General features: G+C 74.3%; 1 protein-coding gene. It reads right to left on the reverse strand.

Going from position 1 to position 222, the window contains the following annotated elements; genetic code table 11:
* Positions 1-222, reverse strand: a 222-nt coding sequence (locus FJ658_RS15220) for a peptidase dimerization domain-containing protein (RefSeq protein ID WP_181408503.1), incomplete at both ends; no start/stop codon positions are given.

A 222-nucleotide genomic window follows, 5' to 3' on the forward strand; every position in this document is an offset into this window, starting at 1 on the left:
AGGGGCGCGTCGAGCCCGGGGCGTGCGCCCTCGGCGAGGTCGGCGACGACGATCTCGACCGGCAGCCCCGCGAACAGCTGCTCGAGGTGGGCGAGGGCCTCGGCGCCGCTGCGGCTCGGCGCGAAGCGGTAGTTCACGTGCACCGTGCACTCGTCGGGGATGACGTTGCCCGCCACCCCGCCCGAGATGCGGACCGCCGAGAGGCTCTCACGGTAGACGAGG

The sequence above is a fragment of the Schumannella sp. 10F1B-5-1 genome, from assembly GCF_006517535.1.
Taxonomy (GTDB): Bacteria; Actinomycetota; Actinomycetes; order Actinomycetales; family Microbacteriaceae; genus Schumannella.